This window comes from Humibacillus sp. DSM 29435 (genome assembly GCF_001758225.1).
Taxonomy (GTDB): domain Bacteria; phylum Actinomycetota; class Actinomycetes; order Actinomycetales; family Dermatophilaceae; genus DSM-29435.
The window spans coordinates 219,009-245,262 of the sequence record NZ_MAST01000001.1 but is presented as its reverse complement, the minus strand read 5'-3'; the positions used below and the strand labels follow the sequence as shown (position 1 = coordinate 245,262).

Annotated in this window: 20 protein-coding genes; 12 read left to right on the top strand and 8 right to left on the bottom strand. The window is 69.9% G+C overall.

Translation table 11 applies throughout. The features are described 5' to 3' along the window. Nucleotide 1 precedes the first annotated feature (1 nt). Genes BA895_RS01125 through BA895_RS01090 form a run of 8 tightly spaced genes read left to right on the top strand, consistent with a single transcriptional unit; the run spans nt 2 to nt 11,588 of the window. Entirely contained in the window at nt 2-1,876 is a 1,875-nt protein-coding gene (locus BA895_RS01125) for an AAA family ATPase (protein ID WP_070190025.1), read from the top strand. After that, nucleotides 1,873-3,204: a hypothetical protein gene (locus BA895_RS01120; protein WP_070190024.1), complete on the top strand. Its 1,332-nt coding sequence runs from the start codon at nt 1,873-1,875 to the stop codon at nt 3,202-3,204. The genes BA895_RS01125 and BA895_RS01120 overlap by 4 nt, the downstream gene beginning before the upstream one ends. Continuing rightward, entirely contained in the window at nt 3,201-4,253 is a 1,053-nt protein-coding gene (locus tag BA895_RS01115) for a glutamate ABC transporter substrate-binding protein (protein ID WP_083282844.1), read from the top strand. The genes BA895_RS01120 and BA895_RS01115 overlap by 4 nt, the downstream gene beginning before the upstream one ends. Then, nucleotides 4,250-5,485: a hypothetical protein gene (locus BA895_RS01110; protein ID WP_070190255.1), complete on the top strand. Its 1,236-nt coding sequence runs from the start codon at nt 4,250-4,252 to the stop codon at nt 5,483-5,485. The genes BA895_RS01115 and BA895_RS01110 overlap by 4 nt, the downstream gene beginning before the upstream one ends. After that, complete coding sequence (locus BA895_RS01105) at nt 5,485-7,947, top strand: serine/threonine-protein kinase (RefSeq protein ID WP_070190022.1); 2,463 nt, start codon at nt 5,485-5,487, stop codon at nt 7,945-7,947. Before BA895_RS01110 ends, BA895_RS01105 begins: the two co-directional genes overlap by 1 nt. After that, nucleotides 7,944-9,278 carry a PP2C family serine/threonine-protein phosphatase gene (locus BA895_RS01100; protein WP_070190021.1) on the top strand — a complete coding sequence of 445 codons (1,335 nt, stop codon included), beginning with the start codon at nt 7,944-7,946 and terminating at the stop codon, nt 9,276-9,278. Before BA895_RS01105 ends, BA895_RS01100 begins: the two co-directional genes overlap by 4 nt. Beyond that, nucleotides 9,271-10,560, top strand: a complete 1,290-nt coding sequence (locus BA895_RS01095; protein WP_070190020.1) for a VWA domain-containing protein — start codon at nt 9,271-9,273, stop codon at nt 10,558-10,560. The genes BA895_RS01100 and BA895_RS01095 overlap by 8 nt, the downstream gene beginning before the upstream one ends. Then, on the top strand, nt 10,557-11,588 hold the full coding sequence (locus BA895_RS01090; RefSeq protein WP_070190019.1) for an FHA domain-containing protein: 1,032 nt from the start codon (nt 10,557-10,559) through the stop codon (nt 11,586-11,588). Before BA895_RS01095 ends, BA895_RS01090 begins: the two co-directional genes overlap by 4 nt. An 80-nt stretch (nt 11,589-11,668) precedes the next feature. On the opposite strand, the gene BA895_RS01085 is transcribed toward BA895_RS01090, so the two are convergent. Next, complete coding sequence (locus BA895_RS01085) at nt 11,669-12,991, bottom strand: NAD(P)/FAD-dependent oxidoreductase (RefSeq protein ID WP_070190018.1); 1,323 nt, start codon at nt 12,989-12,991, stop codon at nt 11,669-11,671. A 114-nt stretch (nt 12,992-13,105) separates the two neighbouring features. On the opposite strand from BA895_RS01085, the gene BA895_RS01080 reads away from it, so the two are divergent. From BA895_RS01080 to BA895_RS01065, 4 genes are all read left to right on the top strand, one after another. Continuing rightward, nucleotides 13,106-13,672, top strand: coding sequence for an AAA family ATPase (locus tag BA895_RS01080; RefSeq protein ID WP_070190017.1), 567 nt, complete (start codon nt 13,106-13,108; stop codon nt 13,670-13,672). A 1-nt stretch (nt 13,673) separates the two neighbouring features. Next, on the top strand, nt 13,674-14,117 hold the full coding sequence (gene soxR, locus BA895_RS01075) for a redox-sensitive transcriptional activator SoxR (RefSeq protein ID WP_217493789.1): 444 nt from the start codon (nt 13,674-13,676) through the stop codon (nt 14,115-14,117). A 107-nt stretch (nt 14,118-14,224) separates the two neighbouring features. Further along, nucleotides 14,225-15,649 (top strand): DUF2252 domain-containing protein, encoded by a 1,425-nt coding sequence (locus BA895_RS01070; RefSeq protein ID WP_070190016.1) that lies wholly within the window; start codon nt 14,225-14,227, stop codon nt 15,647-15,649. 41 nt (nt 15,650-15,690) lie between these two features. Continuing rightward, nucleotides 15,691-16,284 carry a hypothetical protein gene (locus tag BA895_RS01065; protein WP_139142458.1) on the top strand — a complete coding sequence of 198 codons (594 nt, stop codon included), beginning with the start codon at nt 15,691-15,693 and terminating at the stop codon, nt 16,282-16,284. Here BA895_RS01065 and BA895_RS01060 read toward each other — a convergent pair. From BA895_RS01060 to BA895_RS01030, 7 genes are all read right to left on the bottom strand, one after another. Further along, a complete protein-coding gene (locus tag BA895_RS01060; RefSeq protein WP_070190014.1) occupies nt 16,281-17,339 on the bottom strand; it encodes a 4Fe-4S binding protein in 1,059 nt (352 codons plus the stop codon). The two genes, BA895_RS01065 and BA895_RS01060, sit on opposite strands and share 4 nt — an antisense overlap. Then, nucleotides 17,336-18,025: a molecular chaperone gene (locus BA895_RS01055; protein ID WP_175442218.1), complete on the bottom strand. Its 690-nt coding sequence runs from the start codon at nt 18,023-18,025 to the stop codon at nt 17,336-17,338. Before BA895_RS01055 ends, BA895_RS01060 begins: the two co-directional genes overlap by 4 nt. Before the next feature lie 5 nt (nt 18,026-18,030). Then, nucleotides 18,031-18,945, bottom strand: a complete 915-nt coding sequence (locus tag BA895_RS01050; RefSeq protein WP_070190012.1) for a DmsC/YnfH family molybdoenzyme membrane anchor subunit — start codon at nt 18,943-18,945, stop codon at nt 18,031-18,033. 4 nt (nt 18,946-18,949) lie between these two features. Beyond that, nucleotides 18,950-19,579 carry a DMSO/selenate family reductase complex B subunit gene (locus BA895_RS01045; protein WP_070190011.1) on the bottom strand — a complete coding sequence of 210 codons (630 nt, stop codon included), beginning with the start codon at nt 19,577-19,579 and terminating at the stop codon, nt 18,950-18,952. 9 nt (nt 19,580-19,588) lie between these two features. Continuing rightward, nucleotides 19,589-22,081 (bottom strand): DMSO/selenate family reductase complex A subunit, encoded by a 2,493-nt coding sequence (locus BA895_RS01040; protein ID WP_070190010.1) that lies wholly within the window; start codon nt 22,079-22,081, stop codon nt 19,589-19,591. A gap of 259 nt (nt 22,082-22,340) precedes the next feature. After that, the gene (locus BA895_RS01035) at nt 22,341-24,512 is read right to left on the bottom strand and encodes an ABC transporter ATP-binding protein (protein ID WP_070190009.1); all 2,172 of its coding nucleotides are present in this window, start codon (nt 24,510-24,512) and stop codon (nt 22,341-22,343) included. Continuing rightward, on the bottom strand, nt 24,512-26,242 hold the full coding sequence (locus BA895_RS01030; RefSeq protein WP_070190008.1) for an ABC transporter ATP-binding protein: 1,731 nt from the start codon (nt 26,240-26,242) through the stop codon (nt 24,512-24,514). Before BA895_RS01030 ends, BA895_RS01035 begins: the two co-directional genes overlap by 1 nt. Nucleotides 26,243-26,254: the final 12 nt, after the last annotated feature.

Below are 26,254 nucleotides of genomic sequence, written 5' to 3'. Positions count from 1 at the left end.
CATGCCCCGACCGACCTCTCCGCTCGCCCAGGCGATCGACGCTCTCACCGACGTCGCCGCCGAGGCCGGCCTCGACCCCGCCGCCGCCCGCAACGAGGGTCTGCGCGTCGCCGCAGCGCTGGCCGAGTCGGTGCCCGGCGCCCCCGTCGGCTGGGCCGCGGTGGCGCGCCCCGATCTCGACGACCTCGCCGACCTCGGCGCCGCCAACGTGGCCTTCTTCGAGGCCGCCTCTCGGGGCCGGCGCTGGCGCGGCACGCCCACCGACCTGCTCACGAACCTCATCGCCTCGCGCAGCCAGCATGCGGCTGACTATGCGAAGGGCCTGTCGGGAGTGGCCAAAGCCGCCCTGCTGCTCGGCCACCCCGAGCCGTGGGCCGTCGAACGGATCCAGGCCAGCGCCGCCGGGTACCTGGCCGCCGCCGGCGCCCCCCTGCCAAGCGGCGGGCCACCATCCGCTGCCGCCGGCACCAGCCCCACGGCCCCGTCCCCCGGCTCCCACCCGCAGTTCCCCGCCCCGTCCTTCCCCGCCCCGTCCTTCCCCGCCCCGTCCTTCCCCGCTACGTCGTTCCCCGACTCGTCACCATCGGGGCCGATGCTCGGGCTGCCGCCCGGGCCGGGCACCGACGCCGTCATGCGAGGCCTGGGTTACGTGCGCGATCCCTCAGTCCGGATGCCGGCGGGCTCGGGCGCCGACCCCGCCGGTATGACACCCGCGGAGTCGAATACGCCCGGCGCCCAAGCCAACCCGGCGGCCGCCGCCACGCAGCAGGCCCCGGCCGAGCCGTCGTCAGAAGTGCCGGCCGAGCCCGAGAAGACGGTCGAGGAGCTGCTGGCCGAGCTCGACGCGATGATCGGCCTCGACCGGGTCAAGAAGGAGATCCGCCGTCAGGTCGCCCTGCTCACCGTGGAGCGGCTGCGCGCTGCGGCGAACCTCAAGGCGCCGAAGATGAGCCGGCACCTGATCTTCGTGGGCAACCCCGGCACGGGCAAGACCACCGTCGCGCGGCTCATCGGCGCCATCTACCGGGCTCTCGAGCTGCTGCCCCAGGGCCAGCTCGTCGAGGTCGACCGCAGCGAGCTCGTGGCCGGCTACGTGGGCCAGACCGCCATGAAGACCGCCGAGGTGGTCGCGAAGGCCGTCGACGGGGTGCTGTTCATCGACGAGGCCTACGCCCTCGCCGGCGACCAGTTCGCCCAGGAGGCGGTCAACACCCTCGTCAAGGAGATGGAGGACCACCGCGAGAACCTCGTCGTCATCGTGGCCGGCTACCCCGACCCCATGGTGGCGTTCATCGCCCAGAACCCGGGTCTCGCCAGCCGCTTCACGACCACGATCGAGTTCGACGACTACACCGACGACGAGCTGGTCGAGATTCTCCGGTCGATCGCGGCGGCCTCCGACTACGAACTGACCCCCGAGGCCGAGAAGCGGGTGCGGATGACGCTGGAGGCCACCGTGCGCGGCCCGGCGTTCGGCAACGGCCGCTTCTCACGCAACCAGTTCGAGCACGCGGTCGGCCGGCACGCCTGGCGGCTGCAGAACGCCGAGAAGCCGAGCCGCGACGACCTGCGCCTGCTCTTGGGTCACGACTTCTTCGACGCTCCCGAGCCGGACCCTGAGATGCCGCGCACCGCGTCGGCCCAGGATGGGGACTCGCTCAGGGACGACCCCGATGCCCTCGGCGCGAGCCATGAGACACCCTCGAAGCACACCACCGCGGAACCGAGCGAGCTCGCCGCGGGTCGGAGCACCAAGCTGAGCAACGACTTACCCGACCTACCCGACCTACCCGACCTACCCGGCTCACCAAGCTCACCCGAGCGACCTGAGCCGGTCGACACCGTGAACGGCACATCGAACGAGGACCACGCATGACGAGCGCCCCCACGACGAACATCCCCGTGGCGATCCCGGCCGGCCAACGTTCGCCTGAGCAGCCCCAGCCGGCCAACACGATCGCCGGCAGCCTCAGCGGCATCCCGGGCGCCCGTACCGTCGCGAACCGACTGTTGCACGGCACGCCGGGCCGGATGCGCCTGTTCGGTCTGCTCGCCGTCGTCGCGGCCCTCGTGCTGGGCTTGGTGAGCGTCACCGCGCTGCTCGCCTCGCAGAACGCCGTCGAGCGGGCGGCGAACAACACCTCGCAGGTGGTGCTGGCCCAGTCGCTGCACGTCGACCTGCTGCGGGCCGACGCCATCGCGACCAATGCCTTCCTCGTCGGCGGTCTCGAGCCGCCGGCCTCCCGGCAGGCCTACGAGAGCGCCATGGCGAGCGTGGCGAGGGGGATCGCCCAGGGGGCGGCCGCCCAGCCCGCCGACGCCGAGGCTCTCGGGCTGCTCTCCACCCAGGTGCAGCAGTACGCCGCCCTTGTCGAGCAGGCCCGCACCAACAACCGCAGCGGCCTTCCCCTCGGGGCGCAGTACCTCAAGCAGGCGAGCGCCGGGCTGCGCTCCGACGCCATCCCCACGGTGTCTGCTGTCGTCTCGGCCAACGAGCAGCGCGCCCAGGCCGAGTTCGACCGCTCGAACTCCAGCCTCCAGCTCGCCTTCGGGGTGCTCGCCCTGATCGTCCTGATCGCAGTGGCCGTGTGGCTGGCCCGTCGAACGCACCGCTACGTCAACGTCTCACTGACGGCCGGCATCGTGCTGCTGCTCGTCGGCCTCGTGGTGGCCTCGGTGACGATCGGCTCGATCAGCCAGGCCACCAAGCAGGTGTCCACCGGCGCCTACCGGCAGGCGGTCGCGCTCGCCGACGTGCGTACCTACGCCAACGACGCCCGCGCGAACGAGAGCCTCACCCTCATCGCGCGGGGCTCGGGCCAGGCCAACCAGGACGCGTGGACGAACGCGAGCGACCAGGTCGAGAAGATCCTGCGCGACAACCGCCTGGGCTCCCTCGAGTCGCAGTGGACCGCCTACGCCAAGTCGCACGCCGCGATCCGCACCCTCGACGACGGCGGCAACTGGGACAAGGCGGTGGCCGAGGCCACCAAGAGCAGTGCGGGGAGCGCCAGCGCCCAGTTCACGGCGTTCGACACGTCGGTGACGCAGGCCCGTGACGACGCCTCCGGGAGTGCCGTTCAACAGCTCCGGTCGCTCGGCGGATCGGCTCCCTGGTTCGCGCTCGCCATCGGTCTGGGCACCCTGGTCGCCTGCTGGCTCGTGATCCGCGGGATCGGCAAACGGATCGAGGAGTACCGATGAGCCATCCAGCCACACCTGCATCGACGCCGGCACGGAACAAGCGTCACGGCGCGACACGTCGGGCTGCGGCCGCCCGCCGCCTCCGCACGAGCGTGACCACGGTCGGCGCCGTCGCCGGGCTCAGCCTGCTGGCGGCCTGCTCGGGAGTCACCTACGCCGAGACGACGGTTCCGGTGTCACCGACGACGACGGCGGCGAGCAAGCCCCCGGCCACGCCCGTCAGCTGCGACAACGCGACCCAGTCGTACGACCCGCTACCCAGCATCCCGGCATCCGCCTCGATCTCCGACACGACGATGAAGAAGATCATCGCGCGGGGCTACGTCACGGTGGGGGTGTCGGCCGACACGTATCTCTTCGCGGCCCGCAACCCGCTCAACGGCAAGATCGAGGGCTTCGATATCGACATCGCCAAGGCGGTGGCCACGAGCATCTTCGGCGACCCGAACAAGGTGCAGCTGCGCGTCATCACCGCTGCCGACCGTATCCCGCTGCTCGAGAAGCGTTCGGTCGACATGGTCGTGCGCAACATGTCGATGACCTGCGACCGGTGGAACGACATCGCCTTCTCGGCCGAGTACTACCGGTCGGGCCAGACCGTGCTGGTGGCCAAGCCCGCGGGTGCCACCAAGGTCGACACGACACTGCAGCAGCTCACGGGCAAGAAGGTGTGTGCGCCGACGGGTACCTCCTCGCTCGACAAGCTGCGCTCGGTGAAGGGCCCCATCGCGGTGACCGCCCCGAACCACACCGGCTGCCTCGTGCTCTTCCAGCAGGGCGATGCCGACGCCATCACCGGTGACGACACGGTGCTCGCCGGGCTCGCCGCCCAGGACCCGTACACGATCGTCTCGTCCGCTCCGCTCATCACCCAGGAGCCCTACGGCATCGGCGTCAACAAGGAAGACCGCTACTTCGCCAGCTACCTCAACACCGTGCTGGCGCAGGTGAAGTCCGATGGCGAGTGGAAGTCGATCTACAACCGATGGCTCGCCAAGCCGCTCGGCCCGGCCCCCAGCCCGCCGAAGCCGGTCTACGGGCGCCGATGACCCCACCACCGACGGGCCCCACCCAGACCGCCGGGGCAGCGGGCACGGGTGCCATCGCGCCCACCGCCCCCGGCTCTCTCGGCGTGCCCGTACACGCGGGCGAGGCTCAGACCTACCTTGCTGCCCTACGAGAGTGGGTGGCTCAGCGTCGCGCCGACCTTGGCGAGGTGGATGCCGCTGTGCTGAAGCTGACGGCAGCCGAACAGGTGTCGATCACCACCGACCTCACCGTGGCCCTCACCTTCTGGAAGGCCGTCAACGACCGCCTCACCCTTCTTCAGACCACCTTCGACGGTGGCCGCGTGGGCCCGCAGGAGGCCGAACGTCTCTCGACGTTGATCCATGGCCGGCTCGACTCGAACACCACCAGTGACCTGTCGCTGCCCTCCAGCGGCTCGCTCGCCGTGAGCCTTCCCGAGGCGTGTCGGCTGCTCGACTCGCTGACCCGCACGCTGCAGGCCCGGGCCTCGCTCGCGCCCGGAGCCGCGGAGGCCACCCAGCGGATCACCTTGGCCCGAGCGGGGGTCGAGAGGGTTCGCGACCAGCTGCCCCTCGTGCCAGCCGGATCCGAGCGCGACGAGGCCGCCACCCACCTGGGCCGCCTCGACCGGCGGGTCACCGACCTCGTCGAGCGGGCCCGGCGCGGCGCCGACATCGGCGGCATCATCGGCCCGCTCGAGATCGAGCTGTCGACCCTCGAGCGCGACCTCATCGTGGCGTCGGCCGAACGGGCCAACGCCGCCAAGGACCGGGTGCAGACGGCCCAGTGGGTCGAAGAGCTCGACGCCCGCGGCGCCGCCATCCACGCTCTCGAGAGGGCTTGCCTCGCCGCGATCACCCCCGCGCCCCACCTGGCCATCCCGAACGTGCGCGCGCTCGGGCCGGTGCCGCAGGGCCGAGCCGACCTCACGGCCTACCGGCTGAAGCTCGACCGCGTCTCGCGCGCCCTCGACCTCGCCCACGAGACGTATGCCGCCGGGCTCGCCGAGCGCGACGAGATCGTCGGCCTGGCCGGTGCGGTCGCGGCCATGGCCGCAACAACCCTGGCGTCCAACCTGCCCGACGAGAGCCGGGCCGACCTGAGTCAGCTGCGCTCACGGCTCGAGGGCGCCCTCGCCTCCACCCCGATGCCGCTGGCGCGCTCCCGTGCCCTGGCAGCCGCCTACCAGGCCTACGTCGACGCGATGACGCGCCGTGAGACGAACGGGTCCTCACCCCGAAGGGGGCGCTGATGAACACCTGCACCCAGCCCGGTTGTACCGGCACGGTCATCGACGGCTACTGCGACGTCTGCGGGATGGCCGCCGGATCGGCACCCGTTCCCGGGCCGTCCTCATCCGCGCCGCCAACGGCGCCGGCACCTTCCTCTCCTCCGTCACCACCGGAGTCACCAACGAGCGCCGTCACGCCGGCGCCACCCGCACCCTTCGACCCGACCGTCATCCCCGAGGGGGGCCGCTGCCAGCAGCCCGACTGCAAGGGCATCATCGAGGCTGGCTACTGCAACGTCTGTGGCACCCCCGCCGACCAGCACGGTGTCGCGCTCCAGGCCGACAGTGCCAGGTCTGCTGCCACGGCCCCGATGGCGGTCGCTGCAGGTGTCGCCCCCGATCTCTCGACCCGGTCGGCCGCATCGAGCAACCTCGCTTCGGCGGCCCTCGGCAGCAGGCGGGCCCGCGAGGCGGGCAGCGCGGCCACCCGGCGCACGGGGGGTTCGCAACGACTGCGTGCGGCCCGTCTCGGCGGCGGCATCACCACGGTGCGGCCCGCACCGCAGATCGACGCCGAGAAGGCGTTGTTGACCCGGCCATCGGTGTCGGAGAACAAGCGGTTCTGCCCGCAGTGCGGCGAACCGGTGGGCCGCGGTCGCGACGGCAAGCCGGGGCGCACCACGGGCTTCTGCGCCAACTGCCGCCATCCGTTCTCGTTCGACCCGAAGCTCAAGGCGGGCGAGCTCGTCGCCGGGCAGTACGAGGTCGCCGGCTGCCTCGCCCACGGTGGCCTCGGCTGGATCTACCTGGCCCGCGACAAGAACGTGTCAGACCGTTGGGTGGTGCTGAAGGGCCTGCTCAACTCGGCCGACCCCGACGCTCTCGCGGCCGCCATCGCCGAGCAGCGGTTCCTCGCCCAGGTGTCCCACCCGAACATCGTCGAGATCTACAACTTCGTCACTCACGACGAGGCCGGCTACATCGTCATGGAGTACGTCGGCGGAACCTCGCTCAAGGCCATCCTCAAGCAGCGGATGCAGGTCGCGGGAACCTACAACCCGTTGCCTGTCGACCAGGCTCTGGCCTACATCCTCGAGATCCTGCCCTCGTTCCAGTACCTGCACGACCTCGGCCTCGTCTACTGCGACTTCAAGCCCGACAACATCATCCAGGTCGGCGACGAGGTGAAGCTCATCGACCTCGGCGGGGTGCGGCGGTCTGACGACGACGACTCGGCCATCTTCGGCACGGTGGGCTACCAGGCTCCCGAGGTGGCCGAGCTCGGCACGTCGGTGGCGTCCGACCTCTACACGATCGGGCGCACCCTCGTCGTGCTGACGATGGAGTTCCGCGGCTACCAGTCGACCTACCTCAACACCATCCCGCCCCAGGACTCCAGTCCCGTCTTCCAGCGCTACGACTCCTTCTACCGGCTGGTGGCCAAGGCGTGCGCCCCCAACCGCGACGACCGGTTCGTCTCGGCCGACGAGCTGCGGTCGCAGATGGTCGGTGTGCTTCGCGAGGTGGTGGCCATCGACCGCGGGTCGGGTGCCGCGACGACCACGGTCAGCTCGCTGCTCTTCGAGCCCCCGACGCCCGGCGAACGGCAGGACGACTGGCACAACCTGCCGAACCTGCGCCGCGACCCGCACGACCCACAGACGGGCTGGCTGCAGACCGTCACCGGCACCCCGGCCGAGCGGCTGGCGCTGCTCGACAAGGCACCGGCCAAGTCGACCGAGGTGCTGCTCGAGATTGCCCGTACCGCCCTCGACGCCGGCAAACCCGACATCACCGAGGGCAGCGCCGTGGGCCTGCTGACCGCCGACCCGTGGGAGTGGCGAGCGGTCTGGATCCAGGGGCTGGAGGCCCTCGAACGCGGCGACAACCGCGGCGCGCAGGCCAGCTTCAACGCCGTGTACGGCCAGGTTCCGGGCGAGCTGGCGCCGAAGCTGGCCCTCGCTCACGCCTGTGAGAAGGCCGGCGACGACTCGGTGGCCGAGAACCTCTACATCGCGTGCGCCCGCACCGATGCCACCTACGTGCCGATGGCCGCCTTCGGGCTGGCGCGCGTGCGTGCCGCCCGCGGCGACGTCGACGGGGCCGTGTCGGCGTACCGTCTCGTACCGCCACAGTCGAGCGCCTTTCGCACCGCGAGGGCGGGCCTGGCCGAGCTGCTCACCCACGCCAACCGTGGGCTGCCCGACCTCGCGGAGGCCCTACGCACCCTCGACGACACCTCGCTCACGGCCCGACGCAAGGCCGAGCTGACCACGCAGATCTACCGCGAGGCGCTCGCCAGCGTCGAGAAGAGCGGCAACAAGGCCGACGTGCGGCTCGGTGAGCACAAGGGCACACCCACCAGCCTGCGAATGGGGCTGGAACAGTCGTTGCGCGAGCTGGCGCGCCGCACCCCTGACATCGGCGAGCGCGTGAGCCTCGTCGACGAAGCCAACGCCGTCCGACCTTGGAGCCTCTGGTGACCGATCTGCCGACCGACGCCCCCCTCGCGAGCCCGGCCTCGGCCGGGCCCGCGGCCTACCCAGACCTTCCGCAGGCATCCGGACCACCGTCACCGCCCGGGCCGAGCTGCCCCACCTGCGGCACCGACAACGACGCGGGCGCCACCTTCTGCGAAGCGTGCGGCGCCGACATCGCGCCGGCCGGCCCAGCGGCATCCGGCGCGACGACCGGAGCCCCCACCAGCGGTCTTGCGGTCGGTGTCGGGGCGGTGGCCACGCCACAGACGGCGCCCACGGGTGAGGAGTCCCCACTCGACGTCGGGTGGACCGGTGTCGTCACCGCCACGGGCGCCGGCTCCGCGCTACCCGACCTGACCTGCGCCGCGTGCGGGCTCGGTCAGATCGTCGACGGATACTGCGACCACTGCGGCACGCCACCCCCTGACCCCCGCAACCACGTCGTTCAGACTCCGGCCACCTGGGTCGGTGGCGTCTGCGACATCGGCAAGCGTCACAGCCGCAACGAGGACGCGATGTCGCTCAGCGCCTCGCCGACCCCCGGTTCACGCGCCGTTCTCGTCGTCTGCGACGGTGTGTCGATGGCGACCGACTCGCACATCGCCTCGCTCGCTGCCGCGAAGGCGGCACTGGTCGTGTTGGACCAGCCCTTCCCCCGGGGTGTCGGCACCCACGACGCCTGGACCGCGGGAGCCGGCCGGGCACTGACCACGGCCGTGTCCGAGGCCGACGCGGCCGTCGCGGCTACCGTGACCGCCGACGTGCCGAACCCGCCCTCGTGCACCTTCGCCGCGGCAGTCGTCGAGAACGAGGTGATCGTGGCCGCCAACGTCGGCGACAGCCGGGTCTACTGGCTGCCCGACAGCGCGGCCGAACCGGCCCGTCAGCTCGGCTCCGACGACTCCTACGCCCAGGAGCAGATCGACGGTGGGATGGACCGCGAGCAGGCCGAGACCGGGCCGCAGGCGCACTCGATCACGCGATGGCTCGGCAAGGACTCCCCCGACGACCTCACTCCCCACCTGACCACCGTGGTCGCCACCCCGGGCTGGCTGATGGTGTGTTCCGACGGGTTGTGGAACTACTGCTCCGAGGCCGACGAGCTGCGCGCCAGGGTGCAGTCTGCGGCCACGGTGGCCGCTCGACCCGACGGCACGAGCGACCCGACCGAGATCGCCCAACAGCTGGTCGACTTCGCCAACGCGCAGGGCGGTCGCGACAACATCACGGTTGCCGTGGCACGACTGGCTGGGCAAGGATCGATAGCAACGAGCGGGGTGGCCTTCGCGACAGCGCCGGCCGCCTCAGAGGAAGAGGAGACGACCCATGGCTGACTTCACGGCAGAGGTTTTCCAGAACGAGTTCCTGCCCGACGGCGGCACCGACGTACACGCCATCGTGCGGGTGACCTCGACGGGCGCCTCCACGGCGGGGTCGATGACCACTCCGACCGCGGCCGGCTCATCGGCCGAGGTGATCCTCATCGACACCTCCGGTTCGATGGGGCGACGCGGCGTGGCGGCCGCCAGCGAGGCCGCCAAGGCGGCGCTCAACGAGATCGTCGACGGCACACTCTTCGCCGTCGTCTCGGGCAACGGCACCGCCCAGATCGTCTACCCCTACAGCCACCAGGGGGCACTCGTGGCGATGTCGTCGAACACGCGCGGTGAGGCGGTGCGGGCCGTCGAGGGCCTGCGCGCCAACGGCGGCACGGCGATGGGCACGTGGCTCACGCTCGCGCGAAAGATCTTCGAGACCGTGCCCCACGTGACCAAGCGACACGCGATCCTGCTCACCGACGGCGTCAACGAGGGCGAGACACCCCAGTCGCTGCAGTCGGCGGTGGCCTCGTGCGTCGGAGCCTTCCAGTGCGACTGCCGTGGTGTCGGTGACCAGTGGCGGGTCGAGGAGGTGCGCAGCATCGCCTCGGCGCTGCTCGGCACTGTCGACCTCATCCCGGCCCCAGAACAGATGGCGGCCGAGTTCGAGCGGATGATGCGCGCCTCGATGGCCCGCGGGGTGGCCAACGCCGAGCTGCGGGTCTGGGTGCCGCAGGGCGCCGAGCTGCTCTTCGTCAAGCAGGTCTCACCGAACCTCGAAGACCTCTCGTCACGCAAGACCCAGGTCAACCCACTGACCGGCGCCTACCCCACCGGGGCCTGGTCCGACGAGAGTCGCGACTATCACGTGGCGGTGCGGCTACCGGCCCGCACGCTCGGTCAGGAGCAGCTCGCGGCCCGCGTGTCGATCGCGCTCGGGCCCGACCCCGTGGCCCAGGCCCTCGTCAAGGCGAAGTGGAGCAACGACGACACCCTCACCACCCGCATCGACCCGGCGGTCGCGGCGTACACGGGTCAGGCCGAGCTGGCCAAGGTCATCCAGGACGGCATCGCCGCCAAGGCCGCTGGTCAAGATGACGTCGCCACCTCCAAGCTCGGGCGGGCGGTACAGCTCGCGGCACAGACGGGCAACGCCGAGATGACGACGCGCCTGAAGAAGGTGGTCGAGATCGACGACGCCGACACCGGCACCGTGCGACTGAAGAAGGGCGTCTCGAAGATCGACGACATGTCGCTCGACACCGCATCGACGAAGACGAGCCGGGTTCGCCGGTGAGTGCGGTCTGCCCCAACGGGCACACGTCCGGTTCCGACGACTACTGCGACACCTGTGGGTCGCCCATCGACGCCGCAGCGCAGTCCTCGCCTGCCACACCCGGCTCGGCCCCGGCCGACCCGACGGTCGGCGCCTCCGGCTCCGCGGGGGCAGGCGGCTCGAAGTCGTCGCTCGACCTCGACCCGGTGCCGGCTCCGCACGGCGGCGCGGCGAGCCCGGTCGCCGGCGCCTCGAGCATGCTGTCGTGCCCGAACTGCCACACCGAGAACGCCGAGGGCGCACTCTTCTGCGAGGCCTGCGGCTACGACTTCACCACCGGGGCCATGCCCCGCGACCCGTCGGCGCCGGCCGCTGGCAGTGGCGGTGGCATCGCGTCAGGGGCCGACCCTGCGACGGGTGACCCTGCCGCAGCCAACCCCGCGGCATCGGAGCCACCGGAGCCACCGAACGCTGACCCGGCGAACGCCGACCCAGCGTCGTCATCCGACCCCGGCCACGATCCTGGAACTGAGCCGGATGCCGAAGACGGCACCTCGAAAGCCTCGGCGGCCTCGACTCCCGCAGCGGCCACAGCCGGCGCCGGCACAGGCGAACCGAGCCCAGCGGCATCCGCCTTCACCTGGCTCGCCGAGGTGTGGATCGACCCCGACTGGTACCAGACCCAGGAGGCAGATGACCCCTGCCCCTCACCCGGCCTGCCCATGATCATGCCGTTGCGACACAAGAGCGTGCTGCTCGGGCGGGTGTCGACGAGCAAGAACACCAACCCCGAGATCGACCTGTCGTCTGACCCCGGCGTGAGCCGTCGGCACGCCCAGCTGACCACCGACGGCACGCGGTGGTTCGTCGAAGACCTGGGCAGCTCGAACGGCACCTTCGTCGGCCCCGCCTCCGGTCCACTGCCGGTCAAGGCCGTCAGCGTCGGCCCCAAGACCGAGCTCGACGACGACGACCGGCTCTACGTCGGAGCCTGGACCCGTGTGGTGGTGCGACGCGCGACGCCCGACGAGGTCGAGGCGTACGCCTGAGCGAACCCGTATGAGCGAACCATTCGCCCACGAACCCGCCTGAGCCACTGGGGGTCGAACCTTGGGTTGGGCCCAGCCGCTCAGGCGTCGGCCTCAGTCGTCTCGGGGCGGGTTCGCTCAGGCGTCGCGGCGTGCAGCTGCGGCGGCTTCGTGTCGCCGACGATCGCGTTGTGGCTGCGGCCCCACGCGAGGTACTTGGCGCCGAGGTTGACCATGGCCGCGACACGGTTGCGGTTGCCGAGCAAGGTGACGATGTGCACGCCGTTCCAGACCATCCAGGCCGGAAACCCCTGCAGGCGCGGAATCCCCGTGACCTCGGCGACAGCGGATGCTCGACCGATCGTGGCGAGAATGCCCTTGTCGGAGTACGTGAACGGCTCGGTCGGCTCGCCCCGAAGGCCGGCCGCGATGAGACGCCCCACGAACTTGCCCTGCTGGATCGCCGGCTGGGCCAGCTGCGGCAGAGCGGCGTCACCGTCGGCCACCGAGATGTCACCGACCGCGTAGATCGCGTCGAGGCCCTGAACGCGCTGACGGTCGTCGACCATGATGCGGTGACCGCGCCCCTGCGGCACCCCCCACGTCGACACGGCATCCGGCGCCGTCACCCCGCTCGCCCAGATCACGACGCCCGCGGGCAGGAACTCGTCGGCATCACCGACGACGACCCCGTCGGAGCGCACCTCGTTCACCTTCGTCGACAGTCGCAGGTCGACGCCGCGACGACGGAGCGACTCGAGGGCATAGTCGCGGCTGCCGGGTGTGAAGGGCGCGAGCAGCTCAGGTGACATCTCGACCAGCGTGACGTGGACCTTCTTCGAGTCGAGCTCGGGATAGAGCACGGGCACGTCCTTGTTGCGCATCTCGGCCAGTGCACCGGCAGTCTCGACACCGGTCGGGCCCCCACCGACGACGACGACGCGAATGCTGTCGCGATGCGGATCGGCCGCCGCCGCCTCCAGGCCTGAGAAGACCGCGTCGCGCACCGCGAGGGCCTGGTTGCGGGTGTAGAGCGGCATCGCGAACTGTTCCGCACCCGGGGTGCCGAAGAAGTTGGCCGCGACTCCGGTGGCGATGACGAGGTGGTCGAAGGTCAGCACCTCACCCCCAGAGAGGCGGAGCGTGCGCGCGTCGTGGTCGACCTCGGCACAGTCGCCCTGGACGAACCGCATGTTCTCCTGCTTCGACCGTGCCGAGCGCAGGAACCAGGTGACGTCACCGGGGTTGAGCGTCGCGGTGGCCACCTGGTAGAGCAGCGGCTGGAAGGTGTTGTACGGATGCCGGTCGACGAGCGTCACGTCGACGTCCTCCTTGCGCAGGGCCCGCACCGCGGCGAGGCCCCCGAAGCCCCCACCCAGAACGACGACGTGCGGACGAGTGCCAGTGCCATGCAGATCCGTCATGCACCCAGCCTAAGCGGCCGGTACTGGCCCCGCCCGAGCGCAACCGGTGCGAACAGAACTTGAACGTCGCCTGAACTCTGGAATCGAACGGCATCCGCGGCATAGGCTGTGTAAGTGAGCTCGCCGCCGGCCCTGAGGCACGATCTCGACGTGCCGCAGGTCATCGTGGTCACCGGCGTGATGGCGGCCGGAAAGTCGACCGTGAGCCAGCTGTTGGCCGAACGGTTCTCGCGTGCCGTGCATCTGCGCGGCGATGTCTTCCGACGCTTCGTCGTCACCGGGAGGGTCGACATGTCGCCCCAGGCCCAGCCCGAGGCCGAGCGACAGCTGGCGTTGCGCCACTCCATTGCCGCCCAGACCGCGAACCGCTATGTCGCCGCCGGCTTCACGGTGGTGGTCCAGGACCTCTTCGTCGGTGCCACCCTCGAGCCGTTCGTCAAGCAGCTCGTCGAACGACCCGTCAGCCTGGTGATGCTCGCCCCCGATGTGGCCGTCGTGATGCAGCGCGAGTCAGAGCGGGTCAAGGTCGGCTACGGCGACCTGTGGTCGGTCAGGGACTTCGACCACATGGTCAGAACGAAGACACCCCGCATCGGGCTCTGGCTCGACAGCTCGCAGCAGACGCCCGACGAGACCGTCGACGAGATCCTGTCACGACTGGCCGAGGCGAGGATCAGCTGACGTGTCGGGGCGTCAGACCGGGCTGACCATCGGCGAGGGCGCCGAACGCACCGGCATGGCCACGTCAGCCCTGCGCTACTGGGGCGACCTCGGGTTGATCCAGGCTCAGCGCACCACCGGCAACCAACGACGCTACGAACGGGCCACGATCCGCCGGGTCTCGTTCGTGCGTGCGGCCCAGCGGGTCGGGCTCTCGCTCGAGGAGATCGCGGCAGCGCTGGCCACCCTGCCCGACGAGCGCACCCCGACCAGTCGCGACTGGGCCCGGCTCTCGCAGGCATGGCGCCCGCGGCTCGAGGAACAGATCCGTCGCCTCGAGAAGCTGCGCGACCAGCTCGACTCCTGCATCGGCTGCGGCTGCCTGAGCCTGTCGACCTGTGCCCTGCACAACCCGGATGACGCGCTGGCGTCAGACGGCCCCGGCGCCGTGCTGCTCGAACCGTGAGCGCCACTCGCGCCACTGACCACAGACCGCCCCGAGAGGGGCCGGGGCGGGCACCGCCGGCCGACACAGCCGAGCCAGCCGAAACCGCGATAACGAGGAGCGCCGAGATGACCGCAGCACAGCACACCGGCCGGAGCCATGTGGTGCTGCCCGAGGTCGACAGCCAGCCCTACACGTCGCTGCGGCATCCGTCGACGCCACGAGTGGAGCGCTACCGACTCGGACACAGCCTGCGCCACCGGGTACCGCGGTCGATGCTCGGGCAGTGGGAGGAACCGGCCGACCGGCCTGACGTCGTCGCACAGATCACCGAGTCGCACCGCGGGCGGCGCAGTGAGCTGATCGCCACCCGGGTCGAACGCATGGTGGCCTCCCCGTACGGCTTCCTGCGCGGCAGTGCGGTGGTGATGGCCGAAGACCTCGCCCACCTGCCGGCCACCGGGATCTCGCCCGTCATCTGCGGCGACGCCCACTTCGGCAACTTCGGGTTCTACGCCTCCCCCGAGCGCGACCTCGTGCTCGATCTCAACGACTTCGACGAGGCCCACCCCGGCGGTTGGGAGTGGGACCTGCGCCGCCTCGTCGCCAGCATCTGGGTGGCCAGCCGACAGAACGGCCAGAGCGAGCAGCACTGCGCCACCGCCGTCGAATCGTGTTCGGCGGCCTATCGCAACCAGATGAAGTGGCTGGCCTCCCAGCCCCTGTTGGCCCGCTCCTACGAGCGGCTCGACCTCGACCGCCTCCAGACGGCCGCAGCCGACGCGTCGCTGCAGGCGCAGATCGAACGGGCCGCCCATCGGGCCCAGGGCCGCACCAGTGACCGGGCCCTGCCTCGGTTCACGACCACGGAGGGCACGGGTCGGCGCATCGTGCAGGAGCCGCCGTTGATCACCCACCTCGACGACGACGAGGCGGAGCTGCTCGCGGGCGGGCTGGACGACTATCTGGCCACCCTCGCACCGCACTGGCGCCGGGTGCTGGGCGGCTACACCCTCATCGACTTCGTGCACAAGGTCGTCGGAGTCGGCAGTGTGGGCCTGCGCGCGTACGTCGCGCTGCTGGAGGGCAGCAGCCCGAGCGATGTCGTCTTCCTCCAGCTCAAGCAGGCCAGGCGGTCGGTGCTCGCTCCGCACGTGCACGGCGAGTCGGCGTGGCACGCGCACCAGGGTCAGCGCGTCGTGGAGTACCAGCAGGCTCTGCAGACGGTGAGTGACCCGTTGCTCGGATGGACCACCGTGGCCGGGCGGCAGTACTACGTTCGGCAGTTCCGCAACATGAAGGGCACGATCCCGCTCGACGCACTCAAGCCCTCGGCGACCGCCGACTACGCCGGCATCTGCGGGCAGCTGCTCGCCAAGGCCCACGCGCGCTCGAGCGGTGCGTCCATGATCGCCGCCTACGTCGGGGGCTCCGACAAGGTCGATCTCGCGATGAGCTCCTTCGCCCGGGCCTACGCCGACCAGACCGAGCGCGACCACCAGCGCATGGTCGACGCCGTCCGCCGAGGGCACTCCTTCCTGGCCCCGGCGTGAGAGAGTCGGGCGAGACAGGGTTCTGACCAGGGAGGTGCACCGTGCCCGGCAGCCGACCTGTGGCACTCGGGGGAACCGGCCTGAGCGCCATCGCCGAGCTGGCCCGGCGCCGCAGCACGGGATGGGCGGCGCTGGCAGAGACCTTCGCGGCGCCCACGCCGGCCTGGGTCGCCGCCGTGCGCGAGGGCCGAGTGCGCCAGGGCTGGGAGGATGCCGTCGGCTGGCGCACCGGCGAGCTGGAGGGCTTCGGCCCGCCGATGCTCGTGCTCGGGTCGTTCGAACGCTCCAGTCGACGCCGCGAGCTCGACCACGACATCGCCACGCTGTCCGAGGCCTTCGACGCCTCGGACGACGGGTCGTTCGAGGCGGCCCTGGCCGCCTGCGAGCTTCTGCACCGTCTGTGCTCCGACGAGGCGTCGGCGTGGTCGGCCGGCCAGCTGCCGAAGGCTCGGGCCCTGCGGGTTCACCAGCACGACGAGCTGCACTCGGATGCCGGTGAGGCCCTCAGCGCCGGTTGCGCAGCGATGCTGGCCGCGCAGCCCCGCCAGCCGTACCTGGCGCTTACTCAGGTCGGCCGCCTCTGGGTCGACCGTGAGCGAGGCGGCAGCAGCTTCGTCAACGAGCCCCAACGCTAGTCGCGGTGCCCCCGGGTGAAGCCGGGCGGCAGCCGGGAGGTGAAGGGCGACGCAGCCCGGAACGTGCAGACCGTGCATCGGGCTCCACTACCTCGGAAGGAGGCCCCGCACCGGCTGCACCGTTTCGATAGCGCGACCCTCACGGGCCGCTCCGTGTCGGCCAGGGCGGGCAGCCAGGACAGCGAGCCCACCCGCTGCATCGCCTGCTCGGGGCACTGACGAACGCACTCACCGCAGTCGATGCAGCGAGCCGGGTCTACAGAAAGCGCGAACTCGTCGACGTGTGCGGGTCGGTGCTCGCCGGGGGCCGGGCACGGCTGCGTTCCGATCGGCCGGTCATCACTGAGAGCGCCCGACTCGTGCAGCTCGGTGACCCGCAACGTCAGGGCGTCAGTGGGGCAGACCCGCACGCAGACGCCACTGCCGCCGCATTCCGGAGCGGCCAGGTCGGCCGCTCCCGTCGGCACGGACAGCAGCTCGGGAGGAGGCGGATCGTCGCCCAGCAGCTCACCCACCACGCCGAAGAGCCGGTCGTGAGGGGCGTCGCCCCGCGGTCTGTCTCGCGCCTCCACCCTCCGCCGCGCCGCCGTCACGAGCACGCGCCGCTCCACGGGCATACGGAGGGCATCGAGCAGCAGGACCGGCGTCTCGCGGCCGATGTCACCCCGACGGAAGCGGCGGCTCCTGGCCGGCGCGTGTGCGGGAGGCGCCGGAGGGGCCGTGGCCGTCGCCATCTGATCGGGACGTCCGACGGCCGTGGCGACCTCATCGGCCCGACTCACCACCTCTCCGGCGGCGGCGGGCGACCGGCATCCGTCGAGCAGTGCGGTGACCCGCGCTCCGGCCGCCACGACCTCCAAGAGGGCAGCGGGCGGCACGTCGGCGAGACACCCGGCCAGCACGAACAGGGCGCGGTCGTCGTCTTCGTCGGGCGCGAGCCACGGACCCAGGTCGGGGTGCTCGCGACAGGCCACGAGCACGTGCGCCGCCCGCGCCGAAGGGGTGTTGGTCGCGAGCCATCGCAGCAGGGGCTGGACGTCGGCCGGAGTGGTCACGAACCGAGGTCGGCTTCCAGGATGCGCAGCACTCCCCGGGTCAGACCGGCGACTCCCCGGTAGAAGTCGGTCGCGGCCTCCTCGGCCACGTGGTCAAGGCACTCGTCGGCCCAGCGGAGGAGGTGCTCCGCCGCGAACGCGCCCACTGCCACGCGAAGTTCGCGCGCAGAACCGTCAGAACCCTGCTCGAGCGCGTCGAGGCCGAGCACGCAGAGGTGCGAGACGAATCCGAGTTCGAGCCCGATGTGGTCGTCGGGCTCGCGCCCCTCGGCAGGGGCCCGCAGCCCGTAGCGGCGGTACCACTGGCGGACGGCAAGCGTCTGGCTGCCAAAGGTCAGGTGCTCATCCCCCAGGTACACCGACTCGTACGGGCAGGCGAGCACCCGCTGCGGGCCGAGGAACAACTGCTGGTAGTCCGCGCCCAGCTGCTCCAGGCGCTCGGTCCCGCCGGCCGCGACCGACCGTGACAGCCGTTGCAGGCCGGCGCGCGAGTCGACATCGTCACGGAACGGCCAGTCGGCCCACACGTCGGGCGCCGACAGCGCCACCAGCAGGGGCCCGTGGGGCGGCCCCAGCAGCAACCGGGAGAGCAGCGACGTCGCCCCAGCGACGCGGTCGAGCCAGTGCGGGTCGACCGGGGCAGTGGCTTCCGGGTTGGTGGTCGTCGGCGTTCTCGCAATCGCCACGGCCCTCACATCCCCACCCGCACCATGCTTGCGTAGAACAGCATGCGGCCGATGACCTCGCCCGCCAGCACGAGCACGAAGGCGCTGCCCGCCACGACGCCGAGCGCTCGCGCGCTGACCGCGCGCCGAGACAGCTGGGCGAGGAAGATCCCGAGCACGGCCACCCCCGCGAAGACGAGGATCGTCTGGGTCAGGGAGAAGCCGCCATAGGTGCCCGCCACGGTCTCGAGCGACTGGTGCGCTGCGCCTTCCCCACTGGTGGCCAACCCCCCGAGATAGCTCGGCATTCCGACGAACTTCACTCCCAGCACAAGGATGGAGCCGACGGCGATGCCGCGCAGGGAGCTGACGATCAGCCGGCTGGCCTGTGGGTCGTCGTCGCCACGGCGCGTCCTGATGCCCTGGGTGACCACCAGGGCCACTCCGACTGCGAGAAAGCCCAGGAGGAAGGTCGTGGAGTAGAAGCGGATCGCCGTGTGCCAGGTGTCCCACGCCGGCACGGTACGCAACGAGTACACGCGGCTGATGAAGAAGACCAGCACCAGACCGGTGACCGCCGTCGTCACCGCCAGCCCCTGCCGAAGGCGGGGGGTGAGCCATTTGCGCCACTGACAGAAGGAGAAGGCCGCGCCCAGCCCGGCGAACAGGATGCCGACCAGGATCTCGCGACTCAACCACGACGACTGCAGGTGCCGTAGCGCGTTCGCGGCCCGCAGCGGGGTGCCCAGGTGGAGTGTCGAAGCAGCCAGGCCCAGCACCAGGAGGGGGCCGATGGCGAACAGCGCCGGATCGCTGACCCGGTCCATCACCTTGGGCGGCACCCGGAAGCCGACGATGTGAATCAGGCCCAGCACCACGAAGGAGCCAACGGACATCTGGGCGAAGACGGTGAAGACCACCAGGGGAAGCTCGTGCAGCATGGGCTCAGATCTCCTCCGGGTTGGCCACTGCGCCGGTGCCGTGACCGGAGCCCTGGGCGTCGCGGTGCGGGGTGATGACGAGGTTCGGCCGGGTGATGCTCGGGTCAGGCAGCGGTTCGATTCCGCTCTCGGTGCCGTACTTGGCTCGCAGGTCGTCGATCTCGCCGTAGTCGAGTACACGAGATGGGCACGAGGCGACGCAGGCGGGGTCGCGCCCCTCCGCCAGGAAGTCGGCGCAGAAGTCGCATTTGGTCATGACGCCCTTGGCCGCGTCGAACTGTGGCGCGCTGTACGGGCAGGCCATCTCGCAGTACCGGCACCCGATGCAGATGTCGGGATCGACCGACACGATGCCGTTCTCGCCCTTGTGCATGGCGGTGCTGGGGCACACCTCGACACAGATCGGGTCGGCGCAGTGGTTGCAGGCCATCGAGGTGTAGTAGGTGAAGACGTTGGTGCGAAAAGAGCCGTCAGCCGTATCGGTCTCGTTCGACCCGCCGGTGTACTCGGCCACACGTCGCCAGCTCACCCCCACCGGGTTGTCGTGCTTGTCCTTGCAGGCGATCTGGCAGGCCTTGCATCCGGTGCAGTTGCTCTGGTCGACGTAGAAGCCGATCTGTTTGAACGTGGGCATGGCCGGTCCTCAGGCTCTTTCGATCTGGACGAGGTTCGAGTGCTGCCCGTTCGCCTTCGCGTACGGGGTCGGGTGCAGGCTGGTCAGTACGTTGACCGACCCACCGTGGTCGAGACCACCGGGCTTCTCCGGGCTGTACCAGGCCCCCTGAGGAACCGAGATGACTCCAGGCGCGATCCGCTTGGTGACGTGTGCCGGTAGCTGAAGCTGACCGCGGTCGTTGAAGACCCGCACCTGGTCGCCGTCGCGAATGTTGCGATCGGTCGCGTCAACGGTGCTGACCCACACCATCTGCGGATGGGCCTCCTTCAGCCAAGGACTGTTCCCATAGCTCGAGTGCGTGCGCGCTTTGTAGTGGTGACCGATGCACTGCAGTGGATACCGCTGCTGCAGAGGGTCACCCGGCATCTCACGGGCAGCGAAGTACTCGGGAGTTGGGGTGATGACGTTGCCCTTCTCCATCGGCCAGTCCTTCGACATCCGGTAGAGGTTCGACGAGAAGATCTCGATCTTCCCCGAGGGGGTCGGCAGTGGGTTCTTCTTCGGGTCGTCGCGAAAGTCCTTCAGCGCGATGACGGGCTCGAGCCTCGTCTTGTAGATCCCCTGCTTGCGGAACTGCTCGAAGGACGGCAGTCCTGGCACGGTCTTGCGGGACTCGTCGACGATCCAGCGGACCCAGTCCTCCTGGGTGCGACCCTCGGTGAACTTCTGTTTCACCCCGAGCTTCTCGGCGATGCCGGTGAGCTGCTCGTACACGGGCATGCTGTCGTACATGGGCTCGATGGCCCGGTCGGTGAAGATGGCGTAGCCGAGGTTGCCCGCGCTCTGCTGCGCCGAGAGATCGACCTGCTCGGCCGTGGTGACGTCGGGCAGGAGGATGTCGGAGTAGCGGGCCGAGACCGTCATCTGGTTCTCGATGTTGACGATCATCTCGCACTTGGTCTCGTCGGAGAGGATCTTGATCGTCTCGTTGATGTCGCCGTGCTGGTTCACCAGGCAGTTGGAGCCGTAGAGCCAGATGAACTTGATGTTGCTGTCGAGGGTGACGTCGTTGGTGACGTTGGCGTTGCCGTTGACGTCCTTGCTGTCGCGGATGCCGTCACGGTAGGTCATGCCCTTGCCACGCAGGATCGCCTCGGTCCAGCGGTAGACGGGCAGCACCGGCCGTATCGGGTTCTCGAGCACCGGGAACGCAGCCATGGGCAGCCCTGCCCAGCCCTCACGGCATCCGGTACCACCGCCACTGATGCCGACGGCCCCGATCATGTTGGAGAGCAGCATCGGGGCGCGGGACTGGTTCTCACCGTTGGCGTGTCGCTGCGGTCCCCAGCCCTGGTTGATCGACACCCGCTCGGTCGTGGCGATCTCCCGCGCCAGGCGACGGATGTCGCCGGCGGAGACCCCGCTGATCTTGGCGGCCCACTCAGGAGTCTTCTCGACCTCGTCGGGCCCCTGACCGAGCACGTAGCTGCGGTACGAGAGACCCGCCGGCACGCCTGCTGGCATGTGCTCCTCATCGAAGCCACTGCAGTAGGTGTCGAGGAAGCCCTGGTCGAGCAGCTTCTCGGTGATCATCACGTGCGCGAAGCCGGCCACCAGTGCGGCATCCGTGCCGGGCCGGATCGGAACCCATTCATCGGCGAGGTTCATGGCGGTGTCGGTGTAGCGGGGGTCGAACACGATGACCCGGTGGCCCGACTCCTTCTTGGCGGTCTGGGTCACGAAGACCTCACCACCACCGCTCATCCGGGTCTCGTGCGGGTTGTTGCCGAACATCAGCACCAGGTTGGCGTTGACCGTGTCGTCGTTGCTGTTCGAGGTCGTCCAGCCGCCGTAGTGGAAGTCCACCGCCGTCTCGATGTTGGCCGCGCTGTAGTCGTTGTACTGGTTGAGGAAGCCGCCGACACAGTTCATCAGCCGGGCGACCGCACTGCTGCTGGGTGGCCAGCTCGTCGCGACGGTGGCCCCGAGCACCCCGGTGCCGTAGTTGATGTAGATCGACTCGTTGCCGTGATCCTTGATCAGCCGCCGGAGGGTGGTCGCGATCGTGGTGAAGGCCTCGTCCCAGCTGATCTCCTCCCACTGACCGCCGCCGCGCGGACCGACCCGGCGCATCGGCTTCTTCAGTCGTTCGGCGCTGTAGATCCGTTGCCGGATCGACCGCCCACGAACACAGGCGCGAATCTGCTGGCTGCCGATGGAGTTGTCGCCGGTGTTGTCGGGGTCGACCCGCACGATCGTCCCGTCGACGACAGCAAGGCGCAGCGGGCAGCGGCTGCCACAGTTGACGTTGCACGCGCTCCAGACGATCTTCTCCCGTCCGGGGGCGACGCCGTCGGGGTCTGGGGCCGCCGCCTGGAGCCCCAGCGGCGTCGGCCCGCATCCGGTGGCGACCGTCGCCACTCCAGCGGCCCCTCCGGTGATGGCACTCCAGCGCAGGAAGGTGCGGCGGTCGGGCGCCGGGGAAGAACCCCGTTCGATGACGTGGTCTTCACGTGTCACGGCAGTCCTTTTGGGCGGCTATCGCGGTCAGTGCACAGGCGGGCCCGCTGCCTTCCACTGAAGATGAGCACCACGCTAGGGGCGCCGCGTGAGCACGAACAGGGACCTTGGGCCCTAATCCGCGTTCGCCTCGCGCCGCAACCGACGCCAACCGTCGCCGACGTCCGCAGGTCGCCGTGAGCCGACCACGCGACCGTACGAAAGTGGCCACTCGACCGGTTCGTTCGGTCGAGTGGCCACTTTCGTACGGTCGAGACGGTCAGCGCGAGGGGCGGTCCTCCTCGGGCAGCACGGCATCCGGCGAGGGCGGGCCGGCCGGCGTGCCGGCCCCGGCGCCGGACCCCATCGTCGCATCGGCCATCTCGCGAGACTCCTCACCGCGCTCGACGGCGCTCTCACCCTGGCCACGACCATCGACTGGGTCGACCGACGCAGTCTCGTCGAGATCGGCGGCAGCACCTGCGAACTGGGCGGCGTACAGCCGAGCGTAGGCACCATCAGCGGCGAGCAGCTCGGTGTGCGAGCCCTGCTCGACGATGTGTCCGTCCTCCATCACGAGGATGAGGTCGGCGTCGCGAATCGTCGAGAGACGGTGCGCGATGACGAAGCTCGTTCGGTCAGAGCGCAACGCGGCCATAGCGTGCTGCACGAGCAGCTCGGTGCGGGTGTCGACCGAGCTGGTGGCCTCGTCGAGGATGAGCAGGGCCGGGTCGGACAGGAAGGCTCGCGCGATGGTGATGAGCTGCTTCTCACCGGCCGAGATGTTGCTCGCCTCGTCGTCGAGCACCGTGTCGTAGCCGTCGGGCAGCGAGTGCACGAAGCGGTCGACGTAGGTCGCCCGCGCTGCATCGATGACCTCGTCGGCGGTGGCGCCCGGGCGACCGTAGGCGATGTTGTCGCGAATGGTCCCTCCGAAGAGCCAGGTGTCCTGCAGCACCATGCCGATCCGCGAGCGCAGACCGTGCCGGGTCAGCTCGCGAATGTCGATGCCGTCGAGGGTGATCCGGCCGGAGTTCAGCTCGTAGAACCGCATGATGAGGTTGACGAGCGTCGTCTTGCCGGCCCCGGTGGGCCCGACGATCGCGACCGTCTGACCCGGGCTGACCGCGAGGTCGAGGTTCTCGATGAGCGGCTTGTCGGGCACGTACGAGAACGACACGCCTTCGAAGGCCACGGCACCGTGGGGGTCGTCGATGCGTTGCGGCGACACGGCATCCGCCGTCTGTTCCGGCGCGTCGAGCACCTCGAACACACGCTCGGCCGACGCGACCCCCGACTGCAGCACGTTGGCCATCGACGCGACCTGCGTGAGCGGCTGGGTGAACTGGCGCGAGTACTGGATGAAGGCCTGCACGTCGCCGAGGCTGAGCGAGCCTGACGCGACCCGCAGCCCGCCGATGACGGCGATGATGACGTAGTTGAGGTTTCCGACGAACATCATGACCGGCATGATGATGCCGCTGATGAACTGCGCACCGAACGCGGCCCCGAAGAGCTCGTCGTTCTTCTCGCGGAAGTTCTCGCGGGTCTCCTGCTGGTGGCCGTAGACCTTGACCAGGCCGTGACCGGTGAAGGTCTCCTCGACGATGCCGTTCAGCTCGCCCGTGTTGCGCCACTGCTGCACGAACATCTTCTGCGACCGCTTGGCGATCGCCGTCGTCAGCATGATGGCGACGGGGATGGTCACCAGGGCGATCAGGGCAAGCATCCACGAGATCCAGAACATGATGCTGAGCACGGCGATGACGGTCAGCAACGAGTTGAGCAGCTGCGACATGGTCTGCTGCAGCGACTGGCCGACGTTGTCGATGTCGTTGGTGACGCGGCTGAGAATCTCGCCGCGCGGCTGGTTGTCGAAGTAGGGCAGCGGCAGCCGGTTGAGCTTGGCCTCGACGTCTTGTCGCAGGGTGTACATGGTGCGCTGGAGCACCCCCTGCAGGATGAAGCCCTGCACCCACATGAGCACGGATGCCGCGACGAACAGGCCGATGACGAGCAGCAGCACCCGCCCGACCTCGTCGAAGTCGATGCCCTGCCCCGGCGTGAAGCCGACGTTGGTCAGCAGGTCGGCGAACGTCGTCTGACCCTTGGCCCGCAAGCCCTCGATCACCTGCTCCTTGGTGGCTCCGGGGGGCGCCTCCTTGCCGACCTGGGCGCCGATGACGCCGGCGAAGATCAGGTCGGTGGCTCGGCCCAGCACCTTGGGGCCGATGGAGCTGAGCACGACGCTCACGACGGCGAACACGAGAACGACGATGACCTTGGCTCGCTCGGGGCGCAGCCGCGCCACCAGTCGCTTGGCCGACGGGCCGAAGTCGAGCGACTTCTCACCGGGCTGGCCCATCTGCATGTGGGGCGGGCCACCCCGACGGGCCGGCCCACGCCGGGCGGCGGCGGCCTTCTCCTCTTCTGTCTGCACTCCCTCAGCCATCAGGCTGCCACCTCCGCGCTGCGTTGGCTCTCGACGATCTCCTGGTAGGTCTGACAGGTGTCGAGCAGCTGGTCATGGGTTCCCTGGCCGACGATGCGGCCGTCGTCGAGCACGATGATGCGGTCGGCGTCGACGATGGTCGAGACCCGTTGGGCCACGATGACGACCGCGGCCTCTCGGGTCGCCGGTCGTAGTGCTCGCCTCAGCCTCGCGTCGGTCGAGAGGTCGAGCGCCGAGAACGAGTCGTCGAAGAGGTAGATGTCGGGGCGCTTCGCGACGGCTCGAGCGATGGCCAGGCGCTGGCGCTGGCCGCCCGAGACGTTGGTGCCGCCCTGGGAGATGGGTGCGTCCAAGCCGCCCATCGCCCGCACGAAGTCGCTCGCCTGGGCGATGTCGAGGGCCTCCCAGAGCTGCTCGTCGCTCGCGTCGGGGTTGCCGTAGTGCAGGTTCGAGGCGACCGTGCCGCTGAAGAGATAGGGCTTCTGCGGCACGAGGCCGATGTGGCTCCACAGCTCGTCGAGCCCGAGCTCGCGCACGTCGACACCGCCGACCAGCACCTGGCCCTCCGAGACGTCGAAGAGCCGGGGAATGAGCCCGATGAGGGTGGTCTTGCCGCTGCCGGTCGAACCGATGACGGCCGTCGTTCGGCCGGGCTCGGCCGTGAAGCTGACGTCGTGCAGCACCGCGACCTCGGCCCCTGGGTAGTGGAAGTCGACACCCACCAGCTCGAGGCCCACCGCTCCCGCCGCCACGCGCCGCGGGGTGGCCGACTCGACGACCGTGGAGGTCGTCTCGAGCACGTCCTGGATACGGGTGGCCGAGACCGAGGCCCGCGGGATCATCGTGGCCATGAAGGTGGCCATCATGACGCCCATCAGGATCAGCACGAGGTAGGACAGGAAGGCGGTCAGCTCACCGATCTGCATATCGCCCGAGGCGATGCGGTGGCCACCGAACCACATGACGGCCACGGTCGAGACGTTGAAGATGAACATGACGATCGGGAAGACGAGCGCCATCAGGCGGCCCACCTTGAGCCCGGCCTGGGTCAGGTCGGCGTTGGCTCCCGCGAAGCGCTGCTCCTCGTGGTCTTCTCGCACGAACGCCCGCACCACCCGGATGCCGGTGATCTGCTCGCGCATCACCCGGTTCACCCCGTCGAGCGAGGTCTGCATGCGCCCGAACCACGGCACCATCCGCCAGATGACGAGGCTGACGCACAACCCGAGCAGGGGCACGGCCACCGCCACGAGCCAGGCCAGCCCGACGTCCTCGCGCAGCGCCATGATGATGCCGCCGACCATGAGGATGGGCGTGGTGACGAGCAGCGAGAAGGCCATGAACACGACCATCTGCACCTGGGTCACGTCGTTGGTGTTGCGCGAGATCAGCGTGGGCGCCCCGAACTTGCTGACCTCCTGGGCCGAGAAGTCGACGACGGTGCCGAACAGGTTGGCCCGCACGTCGCGGCCCATCCCCATCGCGACCTTGGCGGCGAGGTAGGTCGCAGCGATGGCCGCGACGATCTGCACCAGGCTGACGGCCAGCATGATGCCGCCGTGGCTGACGATGTAGCCGGTGTCGCCCTTGGTGACGCCTTGGTCGATGATCTGACCGTTGAGGCTGGGCAGAAAGAGAGACGCCATCGTGGCGACGAACTGGGCCAGCAGGATGAGCCCGATCTCGCCCCGATAGGGGTGCAGGTGACTGCGGAGCAGTCTGATCAGCATGGTGGGCCTTTC